General features: G+C 51.8%; 1 protein-coding gene. It reads left to right on the top strand.

Annotation, left to right across the window (positions count from 1 at the left end; genetic code table 11):
* Nucleotides 1–1379, top strand: a 1379-nt coding sequence (locus tag H5115_RS19960) for an Ig-like domain-containing protein (protein ID WP_182756980.1), incomplete at both ends; no start/stop codon positions are given.

Below are 1379 nucleotides of genomic sequence, written 5' to 3'. Positions count from 1 at the left end.
CACTGGAACATTGAGATTCCAGGTGCCCTTGCACAAGGTGACTTTACTGTAAGCGCGAGTATTACCGATGCGGCAGGCAACGAGAGCACAGCAAACAGCAGTGGTAATGTGGATACTATTACGCCAATCGTCACCGTTGATGCACTGGGCCTGGGCAACGATAGCACCCCAGTTGTTAGTGGTACCTCAACAGAGCCTGAAGGCACGGTTGTAAACATTGTTATTACTGACAGCAACGGTGATGAACACCCAATCACCGCTACTGTGGATGCAAACGGTGATTGGCAAGCAACCAGCCCTGAATTACCAGATGGAAGCTACACCGTGCAAGCCAGTATCACCGATGATGCAGGCAACACCGGCGGCGCGACACAAACGGGCAACCTAGATACCTTAGCGCCAACACTGACGTTAGACACAGTCGGCGCAACCAACGACAGCACGCCAACAATCAGCGGGACATCGAACGCGCCAGCAGGCACGGTTATAACGATTAACGTCACGGATGCAGATAATACAGAAACGTTTACCGCGACAGTGCAAGCCGATGGCAGCTGGTCAGCAGATGTACCGAACGCGTTAACTGATGGTCCACTCACTATTGAAGCAAGCGTTAGTGATAACGCCGGTAATACCACTACATTAAGTGAAACCGCAACGCTCAACACCACGGCCCCAAGCATTAGTATTAATGCACTGGTTGACACCAACGACACCACCCCAACCATTAATGGTACAAGCGATGCGGCAGATAACACCACCATTAGCTTAACGTTTGAAGACAGTGCAGGGAATATTACGACTGTTGATACAACCGTAACGGGTGGGGTATGGAGTGTCGATGCACCAACTGATTTAGCCGAAGGCGAATATACTGTCACCGCACAGGTAGATGATGGTCTAGGCAATATCGGCAGCGCCACCGAAACAGGTCAGATAGACCTTACTGGCCCGAGCCTTGTTATTACCGACAACGGTGTAGGCAAAGACACCACGCCAACGATTGCAGGTACCAGCGATGCACCGCAAGGCAGTGAAGTAACCATTGTTGTCACCGACAGCAGCGGCGCAGCGCAAACAATGAGCGCCACCGTACTAGCCAATGGCACGTGGTCAATCCCTGTACCGGTAGCACTTGCAGAAGGTGCATACACCATTAGCGCGAGTGTTGAAGATGTGGCAGGCAACGACACCATCGCCACAGGCGCAGGTGAAATAGATACCACTGCACCGACACTTGTACTTACCAGCCCAGGCTCAAGCAACGATATTACTCCGACACTCAGTGGCACAAGTGATGCCGTTGAAGGCACCGTTATTAACTTCACGGTAGTGGACGATCAAGGCAATACACAAACCTTTACCACCACGGTTGATGC

Source organism: Pseudoalteromonas sp. SR44-2 (genome assembly GCF_014163745.1).
Classification (GTDB): Bacteria; Pseudomonadota; Gammaproteobacteria; order Enterobacterales; family Alteromonadaceae; genus Pseudoalteromonas; species Pseudoalteromonas distincta.
Note: the sequence above shows the minus strand (reverse complement) of the source record. Positions and strands in the feature narration are given on the sequence as shown.